A 17,958-nucleotide genomic window follows, 5' to 3' on the forward strand; every position below is an offset into this window, starting at 1 on the left:
GACGACGACACCTCCATCTGCACGGTGGCGCCTCTGCTGCTCGATCCGCCGCCGCAGCATGCGCAGTGGTGCTGCCGGCGTACCAGTACCGCCCGCCACAACGCAACTCGCGGTGGCAACCGCCAGTTGCCGTTGTGCAAACCGCCTGCGGCTCAGCGCGCAGCCAGGTTCTGCTGCTCGGCCAGCAGCCGGGGCTGCGGTGCGGTGATGGCGCCGGTGTCGGCGCCTTCCCCGTTCGGCGGCATCGCGCCTTCGCGCTGCGCCTGCTCCAGCTGGGCGGTCACCTCGGCCCGCGTGAGCGTGCTGGGCGCGCTCGTGCTGGGCGGGATGTAGCCCACCTCGCCGGACGCGTGCACGTCGGCAAGGCTGGGCATGGCGACAAAGGTGGCGGCGGCCATCCAGGACGACGCGATCAGTCGGGTGTTCATGGTTCGGTCCTCGCAATAAGGGTTGCAGCTCATCCAACGCCGCAGACCCCATGCCCGCGGCGTGCTCGATGGGGTTCCCGGGTATGCGCACCGCACCGATGGCTGCATTGTTCAGTTCGCGCGACCGACCAACATCCTCACTTCGAACGAGCCCGAGCGCTCAGCCGACTGCAGGCCGCGGCGGCACCACGAGCACGTCGCTTTCGGCAAGTTCCAGCACGCGCTCGGCCACGCTGCCCAGCAGCAGGCCCGTGAGGCCGGAGCGGCGCTGCGTGCCCAGCACCACGAGTTCGCCCAGGTGCTCCGCACCATGCTCGCGCAGCAGCAGACCAGGGTCGCCGTAGGCCAGGCGCAGCGTGGTGCGCGCGCGCACGGCGGCCGGCAGCGGCGTGGCGTCCAGGAACAGCCGCGCCTGCTCCTCGGCCACGGCGCGGCCGGCCTGGCGTGCCTGCTCCACGTCCATGCCGGCCAGCAGCGGGTACGGGTTGCCGAAGGCATGGAACAGCGTGAAGCTGGCCTGCGGGAACAGCGCCACGGCCGTCTGCAGCGCATGGCGCGCATGCTCGGAGAAATCGCTGGTGACCAGCACCTGGGTGTAGGCGGCCCGCGCGCGCTCGCGCACCACCAGCAGCGGCACTGGTGCGCGCCGTGCCAGCGCCTCCACGGTGGAGCCCAGCAGCACGCGCGCGAGCGCCTCGTGGCGCGCCACCCCCGTCACGATCAGGCCGCAGCGCTCGGCCTGGGCCACGGCCAGCACGGTGCTCGTCAACTCGCCCTGCTCCACGCGCACGATGGGCGGCACGCTCGCGTCGGCCAGGTCGGCGCGCAGCCGGCGTTCGGCCTGGCGGCGCGCCGCACGCTGCGCCACGGCGTCGGACGACAGCGCCAGCACCGGGTGCGAGACCAGTCCGGCACCGCCGGGCACCACGGTCAGCGCCACCAGGGGCACGCGCCACGCGCGCGCCAGCAGCAGCGCGCGGTCGAGTGCGCGGTCGCTGCGCGGGCCCAGGTCGGTGGCCAGCAGCACGCTCTGGCGCATGGCTTCGGTCATGTCGCGTTTCCCTTCAACTCGTCGAACAGCCGCCAGCGGCGCAGCAAGGCCTTCTCGATCTCCAGCACCACCATCGAGGCCGCGCCGATGGCCAGGATCAGCAGCCCGTCGGCCAGCGGCACGTCGCGCGTGTCGAACAGTGTCTGCATCCACGGCGCGTAGGTGAAGGCCAGCTGGGCCATCACCACCAGCGCCACGGCCCACAGCACGGCCGGCGTGCCGCGCGCACCGGTCCAGGTGAACGAGCGCATGTGCAGGTAGCGCACGTTGAACAGGTAGAAGATCTCCATCACGCACAGCACGTTGACCACCATGGTACGGCTGAGCGCGTCGGCGTGGCCGCGCCATTGTCCCCACGCGAAGATGCCGAATGCGCCCAGCGTGAACAGCAGCGAGACGAACACGATGCGCCAGAGCATGAAAGGCGACAGCAGCGCCGCGTCGGGCGCGCGCGGCGGCCGCGCCATCACGCCGGGCTCGGCCGGCTCGAAGGCCAGCACCAGGCCCAGCGTGATGGTCAGCACCATGTTGACCCACAGGATCTGCGGCGCGGTCATCGGCAGCGTGAGGCCCAGCAGCAGCGCGGCCACGATGGCCAGCACCTCGCCGCCATTGGTCGGCAGCGTCCAGGCGATGACCTTGCGGATGTTGTCATAGACCGTGCGGCCCTCGCGCACGGCTGCCACGATGGAGGCGAAGTTGTCGTCGGCCAGCACGACCTGCGCCGCCTCCCTGGCCGCGTCCGTGCCCTTGTGGCCCATGGCCACGCCCACGTCGGCCTGCTTGAGCGAGGGCGCGTCGTTGACGCCGTCGCCGGTCATGGCCACGACCTCGCCCTCGCCTTGCAGCGCACGCACGACGCGCAGCTTGTGCGCGGGGTCGGTGCGGGCGAACACGTCGACGCGGGCGGCCAGCACGCGCAGCGCGGCATCGTCGGCCGCGTCCACATCGGCGCCCGTGGCCACCACGGGCGCATCGGACAGGCCCAGCTGCGCCGCGATGGCGGCGGCCGTGGCCGCGTGGTCGCCCGTGATCATCTTCACGCGGATGCCGGCGGAGCGGCAATCGGCCACGGCCGCCATGGCCTCGGCACGCGGCGGGTCGATGAAGCCCACCAGGCCCAGGAACACGAGGTCGGTCACCGCGCCGAAGTCCAGCGGCACCGGCGCCGAAGGCAGCTGGCGCAGCGCGAAGCCCAGCACGCGCTCGCCCGCCGAGGCGGCCGCGGCAATGGCCGCCTGCCAGTGCGCGCCATCCAGCGGCTCGGGCTGGCCACTGGCACCCAGCTGGGCCGTGGCCATGGCCAGCACGCGCTCGGGCGCGCCCTTCACGACCAGCAGGGCCTGGCCGCTGGTGTGTGCATGCAGCGTGGCCATGAAGCGGTGCTGCGCATCGAACGGGATCTCGTCGCTGCGCGGCTGGCCGGCGCGCAACGCGGCAGGCGCCAGGCCGGCCTTCATGGCCAGGGCCACGAGCGCGCCTTCCATGGGGTCGCCATCGACCTTCCACTGACCGGCTGCGTCCTGCGCCAGCTGCGCGTCGTTGCACAGCAGCCCGGCCTCGATGAGCAGGCGCGCATTGGCGGCCAACGCCTCCTGCCCCGGCGGCAGATCCAGGGCGCCGACCGGCGCATAGCCCGAGCCGCCCACAGCGATGCAGGCACCGGCCGTGGCCACGCGGCAAGCCGTCATCTCGTTGCGCGTGAGCGTGCCGGTTTTGTCGGAGCAGATCACGGTCGTGGCGCCCAGCGTCTCCACGGCCGGGAGCCGGCGCACGATGGCCTGGCGCGCGGCCATGCGGCGCACGCCGATGGCCAGCGTGATCGTGATCACGGCCGGCAGGCTCTCGGGCACCAGGCTCACGGCGATGGCCACCACGACCATCAAGGCCGGCACCCACTCCATGCCCTGCACGCCCACGGCGAACGCGAACAGCGCGGCAGCCAGCGCGAGCGACAGGGCCGTGAAACGACGGCCGAAGGCGTCGATCTTGCGCAGCAGCGGCGTGGCCAGCGACTGCACGCCGCCCAGCAGGCTGCTGATGCGGCCGATCTCGGTCTGCACGCCGGTGGCCACCACCAGGCCCAGGCCCTGCCCGGCCGCCACCAGCGTGCCGGAGTAGGCCATGCCCGTGCGGTCGCCGAGCGCGGCAGCGGCCTCGACGGCCACCTCGGATTTGCTGGCGGCCACCGACTCGCCCGTGAGGATGGCCTCGTCCACGAGCAGGCCGCGCGCACGCAGCAGCCGCAGGTCGGCGGGCACGCGGTCGCCAGCCTCCAGCAGCACCAGGTCGCCGGGCACCAGACTGGCCACCGCCACGGTGGCGCGCTGGCCGCCGCGCAGCACGCGCGCGTTGGGCGCCAGCATGCCGTGCAGGGCCGCCAGCGCCTGCTCGGCCTTGCCCTCCTGCACGAAGCCGACGATGGCGTTGACCAGCACCACGCCCACGATCACGCTGGCATCGACCCAATGCCCCAGCGCGCCGGCGACGACGGCCGCGCCGAGCAGGAACAGGATCAACGCGTTGTTGAACTGTGCGAGCAGCCGCCGCAGCGGGTGCGCGCGCGGCGCAGCGGGCAGCGCGTTGGGGCCGTGGGCGGCCAACCGGACGGCCGCGTCCGCCGGGTCCAGGCCTGCGCGGCTGGCGTTCAGCGCCGCCAGCGCGGCATCGGGCGCGAGGCTGTGCCAGTCCTGCGCGCTTGTGGAAAATGCAGTGGAGGAGACCATGCCCGCAATACAACATAGCCGGCCCGCATTCGAGGCCAATAGAACGCTGGCGCCACCGGGTATTCGGCCCTTGATCGCCCGCTGCTTGATGTGCATCAACCGCCGGCCGCTTCCGAAGGCCCGGCCATGAGCTGGCTCAGCCTGTCCATGGTGGTGCTTGCGGCGCTGATCCACGCCACCTGGAACCTGCTGGCCAAGCGCGCCGCCCATGCCGGCACGGCCTTCGTGGCCGCCAGCACGCTGGTGGCCTGCACGGCCTATGCGCCCTGGGTGGTGTGGGAGCTGACGCACGGCGGCATGCCGGTCAACGGCCCCGTGCTGGCCTGCATCGTCGCCAGCGGCCTGCTGCACCTGGTCTACAGCATGTGTTTGCAACAGGGCTACCGCGTGGCGGATCTGTCGGTGGTCTATCCGGTGGCGCGCGGCACCGGGCCGCTGCTGTCCTCCATCGGTGCCTTCGTGCTGCTGGGCGAGGCACCCTCGGCGCACGGGCTGCTGGGTCTGGTGGCCATCGTGCTGGGCATCGGCCTGATCTGCACCGATGGCCGGCTGGCCATGTTCCGCCAGCCCAGCGCGCTGGCCGGCGTGCGCTGGGGCGGCGCCACGGGCGCGCTGATCGCGGGCTACACCGTGGTCGATGCCTACGGCGTCAAGGTGCTGGGCGTGGGGCCGGTGGTGCTGGACTGGTGCTCCAACCTGGTTCGGCTGTGCATGCTGGCGCCCTGGATGCTGCGCAACCGCGCCGCCGCGCTGGCCGCCATGCGCGGGCACTGGGGGCTGGCCGTGGCCGTAGGCCTGCTCTCGCCGCTCTCCTACATCCTGGTGCTGGCCGCGCTCGGGATGGGGGCGCCGCTCAGCGTGGTCGCGCCCACGCGCGAAATGTCGATGATGGTGGGCGCGCTGTTCGGCCTGCTGGTACTGCGCGAGCGCGTCGGCCCGGGCCGCGCCGCGGGCTGCGTGCTGGTGGTGGTGGGCGTGGTGCTGCTCAGCGGGGTCCGCTGAGCGACTCGCGCAGGATGCGCCGGATCTCCAGGATCGCCAGCGGGTGCTCCTGTACGCTGTGCTCGGACGGCAGCACGCGCTCGGAGGCCGCGCCCGCCAGGTGCGCGCTGGCATAGGGCACGATGCCGTCGCTCGCGTCAAGCCACGGCAGCGCCATGTCGGCCTGGCCGATGATGGAGTGGTAGCGCACGTGCGGGCCGATCGGCAGTTCGGCGGCGGCCTGCACGAAGGGATCGGTGTCGCGCAGGTTGTCGATGCTGTTGGGGATGCGCTGCGGCCCCGGCTCCTTGCCGTCGGGGCCTGGGCGGCCGAACAGGCCCGTCACGTCGCCGATCTGCTCCAGCATGGCCAGCGGCAAGGTCACGAAGTTGGCGATGCGGCGCGCCAGCCGGCTGCCCGCGAACGGCGTGCCACGGTGCGGCGCGGCGATGAAGATGGCCTCGCTGACCTGCGGCAAGGGCGCGAAGGAGAGGAACGGCGCCAGCCGCTCGTGTGTCTCCGGCGCCGCCGGGTCCGCCGGCAACAGGGACCACAGCCGCTCGCCCGCCGACGACACCAGCAGCCGCGCCAGCACGCCGCCCATGCTGTGGCCCACCAGCACCATGTTCTGCGAGGCCACCGCCTGGCCGCCCGGGTCGAAGTGCGCCAGCGTCTGCAGCAGCGCCTCGCGGATGGCCTTCTGGTTCAGCGCCAGCGGCGCATTGCTCGGGTAGTAGACCTGCCAGATCTGGTAGTTCTGGCGCAGCAGTTCGTCGCCCAGCACCTCGTTGGCCACGTTGATCCAGGCCTCCGGGCTGCTGGCCAGGCCGTGCAGCATGACGATGGTGCGGCGCTTGGGGTCGTAGGGCTGCATGAGCTCGATGCGCGGGCGCACGATGCCGTCGGACAGGCCGAACAGCGTGCGCAGCGACTGCGTGGCGAAGCCCGCGCGCGCCAGCCACAGGCCGTAGCCGGCCGTGAAGTTGGCGGCCAGCGGCACGCGCTCGCCGGCCAGCGGCGCCTGCGCGCTGCGGTAGGGGTCGTACAGCATCAGCTGCACGGCGCGCCCGGTCAGCACGCCCGCCAGCGTGCTGCCCTCGAAGCGCAACAGGGCCGTGATCGCCGGAAAGCGCGTGGTGTCGAAGGGCCGGGCCGGGTCGGCATCGGCGGGCGGCGGCAGCACGGCCACGAGTTCGGCGCCGAAACCGTCGCGCCGGTAGCTGTTGCGCAGGCCCGTGAAACGCAGCGAGGACGCCGGCAGCAGTTCGTCGGGCATGGGCGAATCCGGCGGCAGCGCCAGGTCGTCGGCATGGCTGGCTACGCGCCAGCCGCCCACGGCCAGCGTCTCGCCGCGCTGCGCGGCCGGCGTGGCGCTGTAGACCTTGAACAGCCGCGTCACGGTCTGCTGCACGGCGTAGTTGTAATAGTCGCGCACCTGGGTCTGGCGGTCCTCGAAGGCCCGCTCGCCCGGCTTGCGCGCCGTGAAGAACAGGTAGGCGTAGGCGTGGCGGGCGGTCTCCAGCCAGGCGTCGAGCACGACCTCGTCGGCGGCCAGGGCCTTGTCGGCCGCCAGGGCGTTCTCCAGCCACAGTTCGGCCAGGGCCGACAGGCGCTGCTCCTCGCTGATGCCGCCCGAGATGCCCAGCGCCCCGCGGCAGGCCACGGGCCGCTCGCGGCAATCGGTGATGCCGACCACGCGCAGCACATCCTGCGCGCTCTCGCTGAGCCGGCCCGTGGTCAGCACGTCGCCGCGGCGCTCGGCCAGGTACTTGGCTGGCGAGATCGAGGTGACGGTCACGCCGGCGCAGCCGGTCAGCAGCACCAGGGCCAGCAAGGCGGCCAGCCGCCGGATCATGGTGTGGCCTCCATGCCCGGCACGCCGCGCCGGATCGCTTGCGAGAACTGCGGGTCGGCATCGGCCGCCTGGGCGCGTTCGGTGATGCGGCCGGCGCTGCGCAGCTGCTCCACCGAGTGGCCCGGTGCCAGGCCGCCCACGCCGTGCAGGTACTCGGGCAGGTAGCCCGAGGCCAGCAGCCGCCAGTCCAGCGGCAGGCCACCGACGATGCGGCGCGCCATCTCGTAGACGATGGTGGTGCAGTTGGCCGTCAGCGTGTCGTAGAAGCGCGGCTGGCGCGCCAGCGCCTCGGCCTCGGCCAGGTAGGCCAGGAACAGCGCGCGCTGCGCGGCCGGTGCCAGCTGCACGCGGTACAGGTAGGCGTCCTCGCCACGCACGTTGGTGCGCACGCGCAGGATGTCACGCTCGTCGGCCGCCACCAGGCTCAGCTCGTACTGCTTGAAGAAGCCGGCGATGGCCGAGAAGGATTCGCCGCGCTCCTTGCGGATCTCGATCGAGAAGGCGAGCTGCTGCACACCCCCCTGGCCATCGTCGAAGCCGAACGAGACCAGCGTGTGCGCGATGGCCGGCCCCATCCAGTACGACAGCGCCATGTCCACCGTGCGCAGCCGGTCCAGGTCAAGGCGCCGGGTCTCCCAGCGCTGGGTGTAGTCGGTGTCGCTGCGCCAGTCGAAGTTGCGCACGTTGGACAGCGTCACCACGCTGCCGTCGGTCCGGGCCTGCAGATGCCGGGCCACGTCGTCGGCCCAGACGCGCGAATCCGACGGCGCGATGCGCACCCACCAGCCCAGCAGCAGCACGAAGGCCACGCCGTAGACCAGCACCGGCCGCGCCGGGCCCTCGCGCCACAGCAGGACCATGGCCGCCAGCGCCAGCAGCGCCCAGCCGGCCGCGACCACACCGGCTCCGGCCGCCGGCAGCGGCAGGCGGAAGTACAGCGCCGGTACCGCCCACAGGCTGGACAGCAGCAGCACCAGCGACCAGGCCGCGCGGCCCATCAGGGCTCCAGCAGTTCGCGCAGCATCGCGATGTGGGCCTTGCGCTGGCGCTCCATGGCCGTGGCATCCAGCGTGCCCTGCACCAGCAGCTCCAGCATGGTGTGCACGCCCGGCGACAGCACCAGCCGCGGCTCGCGCAGCAGCACACCACGGCGCAGGTGGCCCTGCGCTGCACCGCGCTGGAGCAGTTGCTGGATGTCGGCCAGATAGGGTTCCACGACCATTTCGCGCCACTGGCCCACGAGCTGCTGCGCACGCGCCCCGTCGGCCAGCATCAGCCGCAGCGTCAGTGCGGTGGCCGGGTCGCCGAAGGAGTCGTACATGGGCGCGACGACCTGGCGCACCAGCACGTCCACCGTCACGGCGGTGTCCGGATGCAGCGGTGGCCGGTTGGCGTGCAGCGGCAGCATCAGCCGCGTGAGCAGCGCGCCGAAGATCTCCTCCTTGCTCGTGAAATGCGTGTAGACGCCGCCCTTGGACAGCCCGGCGGCGGCTGCGACATCGTCGATCCGCGCCGCCGCGAAGCCCTTGTCGGAGAACACGCGCAGCGCCGCATCCAGGATCTGGGTCACGCGCACGATCGCCGGAAGGCGCTGGCGTGCCGGGCGTTCCGGGGTCGGCTGGTCGGCGAGCAATTCGGGCGTCATCGCGGGTACGGAATGGGTGGCGCAGGGCCGGCCACCGTCATTCTGCGGTCGTGGTGGTGCGCATTATCGCCGTGCACAAAAACCGACTGGTCGGTCGCTAACAGCCGCTCTTGACCTGGATCAAACGGCTGGCCGCCATCCCTCGGTAGATTCCGGACAGCCCTGCAATCCATCCATCCCGCCATGCCACACACGCCATCGCCGACCGAGCATCTCGACCAACTCGTGCGTGCGGCGCTGGCACGTGCGACCGGCTCGCTGTCGCCTGCCGCTGCACTGCTGGCCTGGCAGGACTGGAGCGCGCACCTGGCCGTCTCGCCCGGACGGCAGATCGCCCTGGCGCAGCTGGCCGGTACCCAGGCCGCCGCACTCGCGCACTACCTGCGCGACTGCCTGCTGGCCGGCCCCGGCGATGCCCGCGAGCTGGTGCTGCCGCCGGCACAGGACCGCCGTTTCGCGGCGGCCGCCTGGAAGACCTGGCCGTTCAACCTGCTGCAGCAGTCCTTCCTGCTGACGCAGCAGTGGTGGGACGCCGCCACCCACGGCATCGCCGGCGTGGAGCCGCACCACGAGAAGATGGTGGCCTTCTGGGCGCGGCAGTGGCTGGACGCCTTCTCCCCCGGCAACCAACTGGCGACCAATCCGCTGGTGCTGCAGCGCACCGCCGCCGAGGCCGGTGCCAACCTGGTGCGCGGCGCCGAATACCTGGCAGCCGACCTGCTCGCCCTGGCCAGCGGCCGGCCCCCCGCGCCCGGGGGCTTCACGGTCGGCCAGGACCTGGCCACCACGCCTGGCCAAGTGGTGCTGCGCAACCGCGTGATGGAGCTGATCCAGTACCGCCCCGCCACCGCCTGCGTGCATCCCGAGCCGGTGCTGATCGTGCCGGCCTGGATCATGAAGTACTACATCCTGGATCTGTCGCCGCACAACTCGCTCATCAAGCATCTGGTCGACCAGGGCCACACCGTGTTCTGCATCTCCTGGAAAAACCCCGGTGCGGCCGAGCGCGACCTGGGCATGGACGACTACCTGGCCGAGGGCTTCCATGCCGCGCTCGATGCCGTGGGCACCATCGTGCCGCGTCGGCGCGTGCACGCCACCGGCTACTGCCTGGGCGGCACGCTGCTGGCCATCGCGGCCGCGGCGATGGCGCGCGACGGCGATGCGCGGCTGGCCTCGGTCTCGCTGTTCGCCGCACAGACCGATTTCAGCGAGCCCGGCGAGCTGGGCCTGTTCATCGACGAGAGCCAGGTCAGCCTGTTGGAAGCGCAGATGGCCGAGACCGGCTACCTGCGGGCCAGCCAGATGGCCGGGGCCTTCCAGATGCTGCGCTCGTACGACCTGCTGTGGTCGCGCCTGGTCAGCAACTACCTGCTCGGCAACCGCTCCGCCACGAGCGACCTGATGGCGTGGAACGCCGACGCCACGCGCATGCCCGCCCGCATGCACGCGCAGTACCTGCGCCGCCTGTTCCTGGACGACGACCTCAGCGAAGGCCGCTATCCCGTGGCCGGCCGGCCGGTGTCGCTGGGCGACCTGGCCTTGCCGATCTTCATGGTCGGCACCACCACCGACCATGTCGCGCCCTGGCGCTCGGTGCACAAGCTGCACTTCCTGAGTCCGGCGGAGATCACCTTCGCACTGACCAGCGGCGGCCACAACGCCGGCATCGTCAACCCGCCCGGGCCGGATTCGCACCGCAGCTACCAGATCCTGAAGCGGCCGGCCGGCGGCACGTACCTTGCCCCGGCCGACTGGCAGGCCGTCGCCCCCACGGTGCAGGGCTCGTGGTGGCCGGCCTGGCAGCAGTGGCTGGCCGCGCACTCGGGCGCACCGGTCCAACCGCCGCGGCTCGGCGCCACCGGTTACCCGCCGCTGGCCGATGCCCCCGGCACCTACGTCCTGGAGAAATGAAATGAGGCCACCCCCGTTTGGATTTCTCACTGCGTGTAGAAATCCCATCCCCCCTCCAGGGGGCGCCGCCAGCGCCCGGGCAGAGCCCGTTGCGCGGCGTCTGCTGGCATGGTCTGCTCCGCGGCCACTCGACCCGCTGCTTGCGAGCCGGTCTCGTGCCCTGCGGCTGACGCGCCGCGCCGTGGAAAACTGAGATGGCCATGTTCGACCTGCAAGGCAAGAAGGGCCTGGTCATCGGCATCGCCAATGACAGGAGCATCGCCTGGGGTTGCGCGCGCGCGTTCCACGCCGCCGGCGCCGAACTGGCCGTGACCTGGTTCAACGACAAGGCCCGCCCCTGGGTCGAGCCGCTGGCCGACCAGGTGCAGGCGGCGCTCCGCATGCCGCTGGACGTGGAGCAGCCCGGCCAGATGGAGGCCGTGTTCGAGGCCATCGCACGGCAATGGGGACGGCTCGACTTCGCGCTGCATTCGATCGCCTTCGCGCCCAAGAGCGATCTGCATGGCCGCGTGACGGACACCTCGCGCGAGGGCTTCGCGCGCGCCATGGACATCTCCTGCCATTCGTTCTCCCGCATGGCACGTCTGGCCGAGCCGTTGATGCCGGACGGCGGCGCGCTGATGACCATGAGCTACGTCGGCGCCGAGGAGGTGGTCCCGAACTACGGCGTCATGGGCCCGGTCAAGGCCGCGTTGGAATCGAGCACCCGCTACCTCGCCGCGGAACTCGGCCCGCGCGGCATCCGCGTGAACGCCGTCTCGCCCGGTCCGCTGGCCACACGCGCGGCCTCGGGCATCGCAGGCTTCGACCAGTTGCTGCAGGATGCCGTCGCGCGCGCGCCGCTGCGCCGGCTGGTGGACATCGACGACGTGGGCGCGCTGTGCGCCTTCCTCGCCGGCGATGGCGGGCGCAACATCACCGGCAGCACGCTGTACGTGGACGCCGGCTACCACGTGGTTGGCTGATGCGCAGTCTCGCCCCTGCCCTGCTGGCCGCGGCGCTGGGCGCCGGCTGTGCCTCGATGGCACCGACCTTGCAGTTGCCGGCGCCGCCCGTTGCCGCCCGGTACCCCGATGTGCCGACGGCCGCCGCCAGCGCGCTGGAGCCGTCCGGGCTCGGCTGGCGCGACGCCTTCGGCGATCCGGCGCTGCTGGCCTTGATCGACCAGGCGCTGGCCAACAGCCGCGACCTGCGTAGCGCCACACTGCGCGTGGCCGAGGCGCAGGCCGCCTACGGCATCCAGCGCGCCGATGCGCGGCCGACGCTGGCGCTGTCGGCCGAGGCCGCACGCGCGCTGACGCCGGGCGACCTCAACATCACCCGCCAGCCGCTGACGGCCGGCCAATACCAGGTCGGCCTGGGTCTGGCCGCGTGGGAGCTGGACTTCTGGGGCCGCGTGCGCAGCCTGCAGGACAGCGCGTTGCAGAGCTACCTGGCCACCGACGCCGCCCGCCGTGCGCTGACGCTGTCGCTGGTCGCGCAGGTGGCCCAGGGCTGGCTGGAGCTGCGCGAGCTGGACGAACGGCTGGCGCTGGCCCGGGCGGCGGTGGACAGCCGCAACGAATCGCTGCACATCTTCAAGCGGCGCTTCGAGGTCGGCGCCGCCTCCCGGCTGGAACTGGCCCAGGTGCGCACGCTGGCCAGCCAGGCGCAGGCGCTGGCCGCGCAGCTGCAGCAGCAGCGCGCGGCAAGGGCGCACGCACTGGTCCAGCTGGTCGGCACACCGACCGAGCTGGTGGCTGCGGCGCGGCCGCTGGACGACGCCGCCGTGGTCCTGCCGCTGGCCGCCGGGCTGCCGTCTGAGCTGCTGGCGCGCCGGCCCGACATCGCGGCCGCCGAGCACCGGCTGCGCGCGGCCAACGCCAACATCGGCGCTGCACGCGCTGCCTTCTTCCCGCGCATCGCGCTGACCGCCAGCTTCGGCACGGCCAGCGCCGAACTGGCCGGCCTCTTCGATGGCGGCAGCCGCGCCTGGACCTTCGCACCGAGCCTGACGCTGCCGCTGTTCGACCGGGGCCGGCGCGAGGCCGGCCTGGCGCTGGCCGAGGTGCGGCGCGACCTGGCCGTGGCCGACTACGAGAAGACCATCCAGGCCGCCTTCCGCGAGGTGGCGGACGCGCTGTCGGCCCAGCGCTGGCTGGCCGAGCAGACCGGCATCCAGCGCGAGGCGTTGCAGGCGCAGGCCGAGCGCGCCCGGCTGGCCCGCCTGCGCTACGACGCCGGCGCCACCAACTTCCTCGAAGTGCTCGACGCGCAGCGCGACCTGCTCGCCGCCGAGCAGCAACTGGTGCAGACGCGGCGCACGCTGCTGGCAGCCCGCACCACGCTGTACGCCGCGCTGGGCGGCGGCGCGGCCATGTTCGCCACCGCCACACCGGCACCCTGACCCCAGACACAGCACCATGGCCACGAAGAACCGCTTGCTCCCCGTCCTCGCCATCGCCGCGCTCGCCGGGGCCGGCTGGTGGGCCTGGCAGTCCCGGCAGCCACAGGGCCACGGTGAAGGCTTCGCCAGTGGCAACGGCCGCATCGAGGCCACCGAGGTCGACGTCGCCACCAAGCTCGCCGGCCGTGTGCAGGAGATGCTGGTCGACGAAGGGGCGTTCGTCAGCGCCGGCCAGTCGCTGGCGACGATGCAGATCGACAGCCTCGTCGCGCAGCGCAACGAGGCGCTGGCGCGCCAGCAGCAGGCCGTCACCGGGGTGGCCCAGGCGCAGGCCCAGATCGCCGCACGGGAAAGCGACCGCCTGGCCGTGCAGGCCCAGGTGGTCCAGCGCGAAAGCGAACTGGATGCCGCGCGCCGCCGGCTGGCACGCTCGGAGACGCTGGCGCGCGACGGCGCCTCCTCGCAGCAGGAACTGGACGACGACCGCGCCCGCGTGCACAGCGCCGAGGCCGTGGTCGCCGCAGTGCGTGCGCAGGTGGCCGCGGCGCAGGCAGCGATCGCCGCCGCCCGCGCCCAGCGCGTGGGCGCGGACGCGGCGGTGCAGGCGGCCGCGGCCACCGTGGCCCGCATCGACGCCGACATGGACGACAGCACGCTCAAGGCGCCGCGCGACGGCCGCGTGCAGTTCCGCCTGGCGCAGCCCGGCGAGGTGCTGGCCGGCGGCGGCAAGCTGCTCAACCTCGTCGACCTGTCCGACGTCTCTATGAGCTTCTTCCTGCCCGAGACGGTGGCCGGCCGCGTCGCGCTCGGCAGCGAGGCGCGCATCGTCCTCGACGCTGCGCCGCAGTACGTGATCCCGGCCAAGATCAGTTTCGTCGCCAGCACCGCGCAGTTCACGCCGAAGACGGTGGAGACCGCCAGCGAGCGGCAGAAGCTGATGTTCCGCGTGAAGGCGCAGATCGATCCGGCGCTGCTGCGAAAACACCTGCAGCAGGTCAAGACCGGCCTGCCCGGCGTGGCCTGGGTCAAGCTCGACACGCAGGCGCCGTGGCCGGATGAACTGACCACCCGGGTGCCGGAGTGAGCGATGTCCGCTGAAGCCCCGCAGGTCGTGCGCCTGGCGGGCGTGCGGCTGCGCCATGGCGCCACGCTGGCCGTGGACGGCGTGGACCTGGACATCCCGGCCGGGCGCATGGTCGGGCTGATCGGCCCCGACGGCGTTGGCAAGAGCAGCCTGCTGTCGCTGGTGGCGGGCGCGCGCGCGGTACAGGAAGGCCGGGTCGAGGCGCTGGGCGGCAACATGGCCGAGCGGCGCCACCGCACGGCCGTGTGCCCGCGCATCGCCTACATGCCGCAGGGACTGGGCCGCAACCTCTACCCCACGCTGTCGGTCGAGGAAAACCTGCAGTTCTTCGCACGCTTGTTCGGCCACGGCGCGGCCGCGCGGCGCCAGCGCATCGACACGCTGACCGCCAGCACCGGCCTGCGCCCCTTCCTTGACCGGCCGGCCGGCAAGCTGTCCGGCGGCATGAAGCAAAAGCTCGGCCTGTGCTGTGCTCTGATCCACGACCCGGATCTGTTGATCCTGGACGAACCCACCACCGGCGTCGATCCGCTGGCGCGCGCGCAGTTCTGGGCGCTGATCGACGGCATCCGCAACGAACGGCCGCGCATGAGCGTGCTGGTCGCCACCGCCTACATGGACGAGGCCCAGGGCTTCGACTGGCTGGTCGTGATGGACGCCGGGCGCGTGCTGGCCACCGGCTCGCCGGCCGAACTGCTGGCGCAGACCCAGGTGCACTCGCTCGAGGAGGCCTTCATCGCGCTGCTGCCCGAGGAGCGCAAGCGCGGCCACGCGCCGGTGGAGATCCCGCCGCTGCCCGACGAAGGCCACGAGGACATTGCCATCGAGGCGCGCGGGCTGACCATGCGCTTTGGTGATTTCACGGCCGTGGACCACGTGGACTTCCGGATCCGGCGCGGCGAGATCTTCGGTTTCCTCGGCAGCAACGGTTGCGGCAAATCCACCACGATGAAGATGCTGACCGGCCTGCTGCCGGCCAGTGAGGGCCAGGCCGCGCTGTTCGGCCAGCCGGTGGACCCCAGGGACATCGCCACGCGCCGGCGCGTGGGCTACATGTCGCAGGCCTTCTCGCTGTATGGCGAGTTGACGGTGCGGCAGAACCTGGTGCTGCACGCGCAGCTGTTCCACGTGCCGCAGGCCGAGCGCGCCGCGCGCGTGGACGAGATGGTGGCGCGCTTCGGCCTGGCCGAGGTGCTGGACAGCCTGCCCGAGAGCCTGCCGCTGGGCCTGCGCCAGCGCCTGTCGCTGGCGGTGGCGATGGTGCACCGGCCCGAGCTGCTGATCCTGGACGAGCCGACCTCGGGCGTCGATCCGGTCGCTCGCGACGCCTTCTGGCGCCTGCTGGTGGCGCTGTCCCGGCGCGACCGCGTGACCATCTTCATCTCCACCCACTTCATGAACGAGGCCGCGCGCTGCGACCGCATGTCGATGATGCACGCCGGCCGCGTGCTCGACAGCGACACGCCGGCCCGGCTGGTGCACAAGCGCGGCGCCGCGACGCTGGAGCAGGCCTTCATCGGCTACCTGCTGGAGGCCAGCGGCGGCGGGTCACAGGCCGATGCCCCCCCCGCCGCGCAGCCCGTGGCGACGATGGCGGCACCGGCCGGACACGGGGGGGCGCCGGCACGCCTGGCGGCCTCGCTGCAGCGCCTGTACAGCTACCTGTGGCGCGAGGCGCTCGAACTGCAGCGCGACCCGGTGCGCGCCACGCTGGCGCTGGCCGGCTCACTGATCCTGATGTTCGTGATGGGCTACGGCATCAGTCTGGACGTGGAGAACCTGAACTACGCAGTGCTGGACCGGGACCAGAGCACCCTGAGCCAGAACTACGCGCTGAATCTGTCCGGCTCGCGCTACTTCACCGAACGGCCGCCGATCACCGACTACGCCGCGCTGGACCGCCGCATGCGCAGCGGCGAGCTGGCCCTCGCCATCGAGCTCCCGCCCGGCTTCGGCCGCAGCGCGCTGCGCGGGCACGAGGTCGCCGTGGGTGCCTGGATCGATGGCGCCATGCCGCAGCGCGCCGAGACCGTCAAGGGCTACGTGCAGGGCATGCACCAGCAGTGGCTGGCCGAGCAGGCGCGCGCGCGCGGCCTGTCCTCCAGCAGCGCCGTGCAGATGCAGACCCGCTTTCGCTACAACCCCGACGTGCGCAGCCTGCCGGCGATGGTGCCCGCCGTGATCCCGCTGCTGCTGATGATGCTGCCGGCCATGCTGACCGCGCTGGCCGTGGTGCGCGAGAAGGAGATGGGCTCCATCATCAACCTGTACGTGACGCCGGTGACGCGCGCCGAGTTCCTGCTCGGCAAGCAGTTGCCCTACGTGGCGCTGGCGATGCTGAACTTCCTGCTGATGTGCCTGCTCGCCGTCACCGTGTTCGGCGTGCCGATGACGGGCAGCTTCCGGACACTGGCGCTGGCGGCGCTGGTGTTCAGCTTCGCGGCCACCGGCATGGGACTGCTGGCGTCGGCCCTGACCCGCAGCCAGATCGCCGCGATGTTCTTCGCGATGATCGGGACCCTGATCCCCGCCACGCAGTTCTCGGGCATGACGAACCCGGTGTCCTCGCTGGAAGGCGGGGGGCGTCTGGTCGGCGAGATTTTTCCGGCCACCCATATGTTCATCATCAGCCGCGGCGTGTTCGGCAAGGCGCTGGGTCTGGCGGACCTGCAGGGTGCCTTCTGGCCGTTGCTGGCCTCGGTCCCGGTGATCCTGGGCGTGGCCATCGCGCTGCTGAAGAAGCAGGAGAGCTGAGGATGCGCCGGCACCTGTCCAACATCTGGCGCCTGGGCATCAAGGAGCTGTGGAGCCTGTGGCGCGACCCGGTCATGCTGGTGTTGATCGCCTACACCTTCACGGTGTCGGTCTACACCGCGGGCACGGCGATGCCCGAGACGCTGCACCAGGCACCGATCGCTATCCTCGACGAGGACGCATCGCCGCTGTCGGCACGGATCGCCGCCGCGTTCTACGCGCCGCAGTTCGTGGCGCAGCACCTGCAGTCGCCGGCGGAAATGGACGCGGCGATGGACGCCGGCAGCATCACCTTCGCGCTGACCATCCCGCCCGGATTCCAGCGCGACGTGCTGGCCGGGCGCAGCGCCGAGCTGCAGCTCAACGTGGACGCCACGCGCATGAGCCAGGCCTTCTCCGGCAGCGGCTACGTGCAGCAGATCGCGCTGGGCCAGGTCACCGAATTCGTGCAGCGCCACCGCACCAGCACCGCCCTGCCGGTGGACCTGGCGCTGCGCGCGCGCTTCAACCCCGGCCTGCAGCAGATGTGGTTCGGCTCGCTGATGCAGATCATCAACAACGTCACGCTGCTGTCCATCATCCTGACCGGCGCGGCGCTGATCCGCGAGCGCGAGCACGGCACCATCGAGCACCTGCTGGTGATGCCGGTCACGCCCACCGAGATCATGCTGGCCAAGGTCTGGGCCATGGGGCTGGTGGTGCTGCTGGCCGCGTGGATGGCGCTGCAGCTTGTCGTGCGCACGCTGCTGCAGGTGCCGGTGGAGGGGTCGATCCCGCTGTTCCTGACCGGCGCCGCGCTGTGCCTGTTCGCCACCACGGCGATGGGCATCTGGCTGGCGACGCTGGCGCGCAGCATGCCGCAGTTCGGCCTGCTGATGGTGTTGATCATGCTGCCGCTGCAGATGCTGTCGGGCAGCATGACCCCGCGCGAGAGCATGCCGGCGCTGGTGCAGGACGTGATGCTGCTCGCGCCGACGACGCACTTCGTCGAACTGGCACAGGCCATCCTCTACCGGGGCGCCGGCCTGGACGTGGTGTGGAAGCCCTTCGCCTGCCTGCTGGTGATCGGCAGCGCGCTGTTCGGCCTGTCGCTGCACCGCTTCCGCAAGACCATTGCGCAGATGGCATGAGCCG

General features: G+C 72.0%; 13 protein-coding genes. 7 read left to right on the top strand and 6 right to left on the bottom strand.

The window, feature by feature from the left end; translation table 11 throughout:
* Positions 1–152 precede the first annotated feature (152 nt).
* The 3 genes from ASF45_RS34690 to ASF45_RS18820 form a co-directional block, all read right to left on the bottom strand.
* Positions 153–428, bottom strand: coding sequence for a DUF4148 domain-containing protein (locus ASF45_RS34690; RefSeq protein WP_162244033.1), 276 nt, complete (start codon positions 426–428; stop codon positions 153–155).
* A 160-nt stretch (positions 429–588) separates the two neighbouring features.
* Complete coding sequence (locus tag ASF45_RS18815) at positions 589–1,479, bottom strand: universal stress protein (protein WP_056666043.1); 891 nt, start codon at positions 1,477–1,479, stop codon at positions 589–591.
* Entirely contained in the window at positions 1,476–4,205 is a 2,730-nt protein-coding gene (locus tag ASF45_RS18820) for an HAD-IC family P-type ATPase (protein WP_056666046.1), read from the bottom strand. Before ASF45_RS18820 ends, ASF45_RS18815 begins: the two co-directional genes overlap by 4 nt.
* A gap of 126 nt (positions 4,206–4,331) precedes the next feature.
* Between ASF45_RS18820 and ASF45_RS18825 the strand changes: the two genes are divergently transcribed.
* Entirely contained in the window at positions 4,332–5,207 is an 876-nt protein-coding gene (locus ASF45_RS18825) for an EamA family transporter (protein ID WP_056666050.1), read from the top strand.
* Here the strand turns inward: ASF45_RS18825 and ASF45_RS18830 are convergent.
* The 3 genes from ASF45_RS18830 to ASF45_RS18840 are packed head-to-tail and all read right to left on the bottom strand — an operon-like array spanning position 5,191 to position 8,686.
* A complete protein-coding gene (locus ASF45_RS18830) occupies positions 5,191–7,041 on the bottom strand; it encodes a triacylglycerol lipase (protein ID WP_056666053.1) in 1,851 nt (616 codons plus the stop codon). The two genes, ASF45_RS18825 and ASF45_RS18830, sit on opposite strands and share 17 nt — an antisense overlap.
* A complete protein-coding gene (locus ASF45_RS18835; protein WP_056666056.1) occupies positions 7,038–8,039 on the bottom strand; it encodes a DUF4105 domain-containing protein in 1,002 nt (333 codons plus the stop codon). The genes ASF45_RS18830 and ASF45_RS18835 overlap by 4 nt, the downstream gene beginning before the upstream one ends.
* Positions 8,039–8,686 (bottom strand): TetR/AcrR family transcriptional regulator, encoded by a 648-nt coding sequence (locus ASF45_RS18840; protein WP_056666060.1) that lies wholly within the window; start codon positions 8,684–8,686, stop codon positions 8,039–8,041. Before ASF45_RS18840 ends, ASF45_RS18835 begins: the two co-directional genes overlap by 1 nt.
* Before the next feature lie 183 nt (positions 8,687–8,869).
* Between ASF45_RS18840 and ASF45_RS18845 the strand changes: the two genes are divergently transcribed.
* The 6 genes from ASF45_RS18845 to ASF45_RS18870 all read left to right on the top strand — a co-directional run bounded on the left by ASF45_RS18845 (position 8,870) and on the right by ASF45_RS18870 (position 17,954).
* Positions 8,870–10,600, top strand: a complete 1,731-nt coding sequence (locus ASF45_RS18845) for an alpha/beta hydrolase (RefSeq protein ID WP_056666063.1) — start codon at positions 8,870–8,872, stop codon at positions 10,598–10,600.
* A gap of 194 nt (positions 10,601–10,794) precedes the next feature.
* Positions 10,795–11,565 carry an enoyl-ACP reductase FabI gene (fabI, locus tag ASF45_RS18850; protein ID WP_056666066.1) on the top strand — a complete coding sequence of 257 codons (771 nt, stop codon included), beginning with the start codon at positions 10,795–10,797 and terminating at the stop codon, positions 11,563–11,565.
* A complete protein-coding gene (locus tag ASF45_RS18855) occupies positions 11,565–12,986 on the top strand; it encodes an efflux transporter outer membrane subunit (protein ID WP_056666069.1) in 1,422 nt (473 codons plus the stop codon). Before fabI ends, ASF45_RS18855 begins: the two co-directional genes overlap by 1 nt.
* A 16-nt stretch (positions 12,987–13,002) precedes the next feature.
* The gene (locus tag ASF45_RS18860; protein WP_056666075.1) at positions 13,003–14,070 is read left to right on the top strand and encodes an HlyD family secretion protein; all 1,068 of its coding nucleotides are present in this window, start codon (positions 13,003–13,005) and stop codon (positions 14,068–14,070) included.
* Positions 14,071–14,073: 3 nt separating this feature from the next.
* On the top strand, positions 14,074–16,824 hold the full coding sequence (gene rbbA / locus ASF45_RS18865) for a ribosome-associated ATPase/putative transporter RbbA (protein ID WP_056666077.1): 2,751 nt from the start codon (positions 14,074–14,076) through the stop codon (positions 16,822–16,824).
* A 2-nt stretch (positions 16,825–16,826) separates the two neighbouring features.
* Entirely contained in the window at positions 16,827–17,954 is a 1,128-nt protein-coding gene (locus tag ASF45_RS18870) for an ABC transporter permease (RefSeq protein WP_056666080.1), read from the top strand.
* The last annotated feature ends 4 nt before the right edge of the window (positions 17,955–17,958 follow it).

Source organism: Pseudorhodoferax sp. Leaf265, assembly GCF_001422365.1.
Classification (GTDB): domain Bacteria; phylum Pseudomonadota; class Gammaproteobacteria; order Burkholderiales; family Burkholderiaceae_C; genus Pseudorhodoferax.